The sequence below is a fragment of the Bacillus sp. 7_6_55CFAA_CT2 genome, from assembly GCF_000238655.1.
Lineage (GTDB): Bacteria > Bacillota > Bacilli > Bacillales > Bacillaceae_G > Bacillus_A > Bacillus_A cereus.
Genome location: NZ_JH414709.1, coordinates 49,835 through 56,615, shown reverse-complemented (window position 1 = coordinate 56,615; position 6,781 = coordinate 49,835). Strand labels below are relative to the sequence as shown.

Genomic DNA, 6,781 nt, shown 5'->3' with positions numbered 1-6,781 from the left:
AAAACTTAATTAAAGTAAGGTTTTTTGTATTTATTCATTAGCAATATAAGCATTCTTATAAGTATAAATACCACCAAATTGATGCTTTTCAATTCCTTTTACATAATCCTTTTGTACATATGCTGAGCCAATATGATAAAGCGGCGCTACCGCAGCATCTTCTAATAATACCTGCTCGGCTTCTCGCAACGCTTCCCATCGGTTTTCCGTATCTAGTACAAAATCCGTTTTCGCTTTCTTTATTAATTCATCGTAATGAACATTAGAATAATTCATTTTATTATTCGGATTCCCTGTCGTAAATAACTCTAAATAACTAATTGGGTCTTTATAGTCAGGTCCCCAATTTGCCATAGTTATATCGTAATCACCTGCTTGTTCTAACTGTAATTTTTGCTTAAATGGCTGTTGTTTAATTTGTATCGTGAGTCCTTGCAAATTCTTTTCTAAATCACCTTTTATATATTCTGCCATCCGTTTTGCATTATCTTGTTCAAACGTTAAAAACTCGAGGTTTACTTGCTCTACTTCAAGCTCTTTTTTCGCTTCTTTCCAAATCTTTTGCGCATTTTGCAAATCATATGAAGAAAGATCTCCGTTTTCTTTTCTAAAATCTTTACCGGTCACTTCATTTACATGACCAACTGGTACAAGCCCGCTTGCAGGTTTTGCTCCGTTATTAATAAAGTGAGCAACAAAATCATCTTTATTTAACGCTAATGAAATAGATTGACGCACCTTTTTATTTGCTAACGCGGTATTTTTTTCATTAAAACGAAGCATGGCAATTCCAGGATCACTCGACATATGTAATTCCTTATTCCCTCTATACTTGTCTACAATTTGAGAATTAATAGGTACTCGATCCAAATCTCCGGCTTCATATAAATTTACAGCTGTCATTGTATCCTTTACGATATGAAAGTTTATTTCGTCTAATTTCACTTTCTTTCGATCCCAATATGCAGCATTCTTCTTTAATTGAAACTCTTGTTCATGCTTCCATTTTTCTAATACAAATGGCCCGTTATATATGAGATTACTAGGTTCCAATGCATAATTGTTTCCTTGTTCTTTCAAAAATGATTCATGCTGTGGTAAGTATATAGGTAGTGCTAACAACTGTAAAAAATACGGAACTGGCTGTTCCAGTTCAACTTCTAACGTATAATTATTTATTGCTTTAACCCCAAGTGCATCAAGAGGCATTGTTCCCTTATTAATCTCTTTCGCATTTTTCACATAAAAGAGCATGTATGCATATTGAGATGCCGTTTCAGGGTTAATTGCACGTTTCCATGCAAATATAAAATCATTTGCTGTTACATTATCTCCATTTGACCATTTTGCATCTTTACGCAAGTTAAATGTATATTTCTTACCATCTTCACTTCTTTTAAACGATTTTGCTACTGCTGGAGTAGGCTGATCTTGATCATTTAATACATATAACCCTTCAAATATGTTTTGCATAACGTGTGCTGATGTACCATCCATCGTTTTCGCAGTGTCCAGAGAAGGAATTTCTTCTGATACTGTTACATTTAACACTTGTTTTTTAACCTCTGTATCACTTTTATTCGCTTTATTATTACAAGCTGTTAATAATAAAGATGTAACAAGTGCCATTACCATTAAATGGCTCTTTTTTCGCTTCATGAGTTGTTCTCCTTAAGTATAAAATATTATAAAGCGTTATATATTATAGCAGAAATATGAACAGAAAGATGCGACATTCTTTTGAATATTTATTCGTTCAAGAAAAAAGCTATCCTTTTAAAAGGATAGCTTTTTCAACTGCCACATAATTATCTATCTTTGCAAACCTCGTTTATAACGACTTGCTTCAAATATAATACGCTCTTCATCTAACGTTTTACATTCGCCATTCCAAACGACACGTTTTCCGTTAATAATTACATCGCTTATATCTTTTCCACTAGCAGCATATACAAGGTGTGATAACACTTCATCCGCTGGTTGTAAATGAGGCTTATTAGACGGATCAATTGTAATGAAATCAGCACATTTTCCAATCTCAAGTGATCCTGTTTGTTTCATCCCGATTACTTCAGCAGCTCCTTTTGTCGCAAGTGTAAGAGCTGTTTCAACTGGTAAAGCTGTTGCATCTTGGTGAATACCTTTTTGTAGTAAAGTCGCTATGCGCATTTCTTCAAACATGTCTAAATTATTGTTAGATGCAACACTATCTGTTGCAATTCCTACTTTTATTCCTGCTTCTAGCATCGCTTTTACATTCGCTATACCAGAACCTAGTTTTAAATTACTATTCGGATTATGAGCTACTCGAACGTCATTTTCTGCTAAAAATGCACGCTCATCTTCATTTAATACTACACCGTGTGCAATAACTGTTGGGCGTTTAAACAATCCGCAGCTCGCTGCATATTCTACTGGACGTTTTCCATATTGTGCTTCAATATCACGTACTTCACGCTCTGTTTCAGAAAGATGGATATGAACCATCGTTTGATTCTCTACTGCAATCCGTGCGCACTCTTCTAACAATTCTGTACTACATGTATATGGACTATGTGGTGCAACCATCGTAGTTAACATGCCACTTTCGTTATAGTAACGCTTCACATATTTCTCAGCTTCTTCAATCGCTTTCTTTTCATCGTCTTTCGTTCCGAAGCTAAATAAAGTCCTTGAAACAGCAGCTCGCATCCCGCTCCTTGATACCGTTTCCATAATTGCGTCTTGATCTACTCCAATTGGATTAAACATGTCAGAGAATGATGTTGTACCACTTTTCACCATCTCAAGTAATCCTAATTCCGTACTAGCGACCGCAATTTGGGGAGTAAATTGACTTTCCAGTGGCCAAATTCTCGTCTCAAGCCACGGCTGTAATAACATATCATCGCCAATACCTCTTAGGAGACTCATTACAACGTGTGTATGTGTATTTACAAGCCCTGGTAAAACCCACTTTCCTTTCATATCAATTACTTCATCTACTTCAAAATCATTAGCGAATTCTCCGCTCTTTACATCTATAATTTGATCATTTTCTACAATGATATATCCATTTTCTATCACTTCGTTTTGTTCATTCATCGTTACAATTGTAGCGTTTACATAAGTTGTTTTCAAAAGTATTTCCCCTTTCAACTCTATGAAGTTCCCTTTAATAAGTTACCACCATTATAGTAACTTATTAAAGATTAAGAGTCAAAAGATAATTTGAATTCTTTCGTTACTTTTTCCTTCAAAATGCTATATTGTTTTTCATTTGTATCTGCAAATGCTTCTTTCCGATTTGATTCCACATCCATATAATTCAATTTCCCATTGAATTGATTCTCTGTAAAATCAAATCTCTGCCCATCTATAAAGTTATAAAAGTGCCATACCTCTCTTACTTTTGTCTTTTTAATTTCTCCTCCATATATGTCTTGAACGACTAGAGCCGTTACACCACACTGTCCCTTTGCTGGGTTTTCAATTGTCCACTTTGAACTTGTTTCAATCGACCACGATTTTATTAGTGCTTCATATATTCTTTTTTCCTTTACATCATCCATTCTAATCTTCCCCTACTATTAATAGTTTTACACATCATATTTCAAAAGAGGCAGTAAACGATCCTTAAAGACAGTTGATGGCGTCTCTCCTATTAACTGTGCTCCCATTTTCAAGTAATATCCTTTTGCATTCGGATCACTATCAATCGTAAAACTTTTTAATCCTAGTTCATTGGCTTTTTCTATTACATACTCCCAAAGTATTTTCCCGTAACCTTTTCCTTTGTAATCAGGATGAATGTACAAGAAATCGAGAGCTTTATCATTACGTAAAAATGAGAAAAAACCAATCTTCGCATTATCGTTTTCTAAAACATATACAAAATTATTTTTTATGTATTCTTCTGTAATTGTTAAATCTTCCTTACAAGCAAGTATGAATTCTTCACTATAATCCCACGTTGCTTTTGATTGTAGTGCGAATTCACTTAATTCATTTGCTTCACTTAATAACGCTTCTCTTATCTTCATGATTCTTTCTCCTCACCTTTGATATGTAAACTACTAAATTGATTCGGAAAGCACTTCAAAAAACCTTTTTTTTCATAAATTAGAGGTTATTTTTATAAATCTTTATTATAACCAGTACAATTTTTTTAAAGAAAAAGAACACCATCCCTAAAAGTTGGTGTTCTCTTTTTCTAAAATTTAATCTTCAAACTCACTCATTCGTTTTACTATTTCGTACGATACAAACCTATACAGTTTCTACTACCGCTTCAAGCATTGTTCCATTTTTAGCATAATTCGTATGCCAAGAAAAAGCTTTTTCTAAAATATGAGGAGTTTGTCCACCTCTTGTTTTTGCTTCTTCGTAATAAGCACGTAGTTGATCACGATACATTGGATGTGCGCAATTCTCAATAATAAGTTCCACTCTTTCTCTTGGCGCAAGTCCCCTTAAGTCGGCATACCCCTGTTCAGTAACAATAACATCTACATCATGTTCAGTATGGTCTACATGAGAAACGAAAGGAACAATACTTGAAATGTTACCACCTTTCGCAATCGATTTAGTAACAAAGATAGCTAGGCGTGCATTTCTTGCAAAATCACCAGACCCACCAATTCCATTCATCATTTTTGTACCTAAAACGTGAGTAGAGTTAACATTTCCGTATATATCTAATTCTAATGCAGTATTAATTGAGATTAATCCAAGGCGACGAATGATTTCAGGATGATTGGAAATCTCTTGCGGACGCATCATTAATTTGTCACGATATTTTTCAAAGTTAGAAAATACTTGTTGCATTTTCTCTTCAGAAAGCGTGATAGAACAACAAGAAGCAAAATTGACTTTTTCAGCATCCATAAGATCAAAAACTGCATCTTGTAAAACTTCAGAATACACTTCTAAATCTTCAAATTCTGAATCTAACATTCCATGCAATACTGCGTTAGCAACTGAACCAATTCCTGATTGTAACGGCGCTAAACGATTTGTTAATCGCCCTATTTTAACTTCTTCTCGAAGGAATTCTATTAAATGCTGTGCCATAATGACCGTTTCTTCATCCGGAGGAACAATTGTCGATGGCGAATCCAATTGATTCGTAAACACAATTCCCTTTACTTTTTCAGGATCAATTGGAATACCGATTGTTCCAATTCGGTCATCTGTTTTCACAAGCGGAATTGGAAGCCTCTCCCCTTGTTTACCTGGTTCATATAGATCATGTAGTCCCTCTAATTGCGTGGATTGAGCCATATTCATTTCAATAATAATAGACTTAGCATTTAAGGAAAACGCTAAGGAATTTCCAATTGAAGTGGTTGGAATAATCATTCCATCCTCTGTAATCGCAACCGCTTCCAAAATAGCGAAATCTATATCCAGAACGTCAGCGCGGAGTAACTCTGCTGTATGAGATAAGTGTTGATCCACAAATAAAAAGTCTCCGTTATTAATTCCTTTTCGCATCGTCGCGTCAGCTTGGAAAGGTAATCTTTTCCCTAAAATTCCTGCCTCAGCAAATAATTTGTCTACATCCGAGCCTAAAGAAGCCCCAGTATAAACATTTACTTTAAAAGATTCATCATTCTTAACTCGGTTTACAAGCGCAAATGGGACTGCTTTTACATCACCTGCACGTGTAAACCCACTTAAGCCTAAAGTCATTCCACTTTGAATCCAGGAAGCTGCTTCTTCAGGTGTAACTACCCGATCTTTTAGACGTTGATCTCTGATTCTATCTAAATTATTCTCCATATGTAATCCCTCTCTCATTGAATATTCATAATTATTTTACACATTTACACTATCAAAATAGGGATTTTAGTATACAATGCCGAAAATTCAGACAGAACAGCAAATCTAGGTTCTAAAGCAGAAAAATTTAGAATCCTAGAAGCTTACGGAAATAACTAGCGTATGATTGACTAACTGGTACTCTCTCACCATTATCCATCGAAAGTACAAAAGTAGAATGGGTATCAGGATAAATCGCTTTAATATGATTAACATTTACAATAAATGAACGGTGACATCTAATAAATGAATCTTTAGGAAGCAAGTATTCGAATTCTTGCAGAGAGTATTTATGTGTTCCTGATAACTCTTCTGAATTCACGTACGTCTTTTTATCTTTAGCCTCTAAATACATAACCTTTGAAAAAGGAACCGGAATCCAGCCATCTGTTGTTTTTAAAGTAACGACTGACTTTCCATCCGTTAAAGCTGGATAAATTGCCGTTACGCACCCTTCAAGCTTTCCATTGTTTGAAAATGGTACAGCCATTCCATGATAAGGAATACCAAAAACATCCCGATTCATAAACTCAGATGTTTTTTGATTCATCACCATCGCTTTATGAGCAATCGTTCCTTCCTTTATAGGATCCCCAGCGCTAATCTTTAAATCAATTCGTTTACTTGGCCGATAGTAAATATATTCTTTCGTATTCGAAACAGCAATTGAAATTTCATCTGAAAATAATTCACCAACAACATCTAGTAATAAACCTAATGTTCTATCTTCCATTCTATTAACACCTCATTCACTATTATACTACTATTATGAACAGGCATCTGTTTCTTTATAAATAGTTTGATTTTAAATTATTTTTAAAATTAGTTTTATTCACTATTACTTCGTTACTACAAAAAACCTCACTTCAGAAAAGTGAGGTTTCCTCTCATACAATATTTCTTTATTTTTTTAACGACTCTAGAATAAGATTTATTTTTTATTAAGTAAAGTAAATTTAAGAATTTATTGCCCGTATTT

Annotated in this window: 6 protein-coding genes; all 6 read right to left on the bottom strand. The window is 34.4% G+C overall.

What is annotated here, in order from left to right; translation table 11 throughout:
* Window positions 1-30: 30 nt before the first annotated feature.
* The 6 genes from HMPREF1014_RS09425 to HMPREF1014_RS09400 all read right to left on the bottom strand — a co-directional run bounded on the left by HMPREF1014_RS09425 (window position 31) and on the right by HMPREF1014_RS09400 (window position 6,535).
* Window positions 31-1,659, bottom strand: coding sequence for a peptide ABC transporter substrate-binding protein (locus HMPREF1014_RS09425; RefSeq protein WP_000823520.1), 1,629 nt, complete (start codon window positions 1,657-1,659; stop codon window positions 31-33).
* A gap of 153 nt (window positions 1,660-1,812) precedes the next feature.
* Entirely contained in the window at window positions 1,813-3,138 is a 1,326-nt protein-coding gene (locus HMPREF1014_RS09420) for a bifunctional S-methyl-5'-thioadenosine deaminase/S-adenosylhomocysteine deaminase (RefSeq protein ID WP_002004854.1), read from the bottom strand.
* 53 nt (window positions 3,139-3,191) lie between these two features.
* On the bottom strand, window positions 3,192-3,551 hold the full coding sequence (locus tag HMPREF1014_RS09415; protein WP_000342906.1) for a YunG family protein: 360 nt from the start codon (window positions 3,549-3,551) through the stop codon (window positions 3,192-3,194).
* A 27-nt stretch (window positions 3,552-3,578) separates the two neighbouring features.
* The gene (locus HMPREF1014_RS09410; RefSeq protein ID WP_000701893.1) at window positions 3,579-4,022 is read right to left on the bottom strand and encodes a GNAT family N-acetyltransferase; all 444 of its coding nucleotides are present in this window, start codon (window positions 4,020-4,022) and stop codon (window positions 3,579-3,581) included.
* A 226-nt stretch (window positions 4,023-4,248) separates the two neighbouring features.
* Window positions 4,249-5,763 carry a succinyl-CoA:acetate CoA-transferase ScpC gene (scpC, locus tag HMPREF1014_RS09405; RefSeq protein ID WP_000429819.1) on the bottom strand — a complete coding sequence of 505 codons (1,515 nt, stop codon included), beginning with the start codon at window positions 5,761-5,763 and terminating at the stop codon, window positions 4,249-4,251.
* Between the two features lie 127 nt (window positions 5,764-5,890).
* Window positions 5,891-6,535 carry a LytTR family DNA-binding domain-containing protein gene (locus HMPREF1014_RS09400; RefSeq protein WP_000390207.1) on the bottom strand — a complete coding sequence of 215 codons (645 nt, stop codon included), beginning with the start codon at window positions 6,533-6,535 and terminating at the stop codon, window positions 5,891-5,893.
* Window positions 6,536-6,781: the final 246 nt, after the last annotated feature.

Bases quoted from the DNA above. Each gene is read 5' to 3' on its own strand.
- HMPREF1014_RS09425 (WP_000823520.1), bottom strand. From the start codon at position 1,659: ATGAAGCGAAAAAAGAGCCATTTAATGGTAATGGCACTTGTTACATCT.
- HMPREF1014_RS09415 (WP_000342906.1), bottom strand. From the start codon at position 3,551: ATGGATGATGTAAAGGAAAAAAGAATATATGAAGCACTAATAAAATCG.
- HMPREF1014_RS09410 (WP_000701893.1), bottom strand. From the start codon at position 4,022: ATGAAGATAAGAGAAGCGTTATTAAGTGAAGCAAATGAATTAAGTGAA.
- scpC (WP_000429819.1), bottom strand. From the start codon at position 5,763: ATGGAGAATAATTTAGATAGAATCAGAGATCAACGTCTAAAAGATCGG.
- HMPREF1014_RS09400 (WP_000390207.1), bottom strand. From the start codon at position 6,535: ATGGAAGATAGAACATTAGGTTTATTACTAGATGTTGTTGGTGAATTA.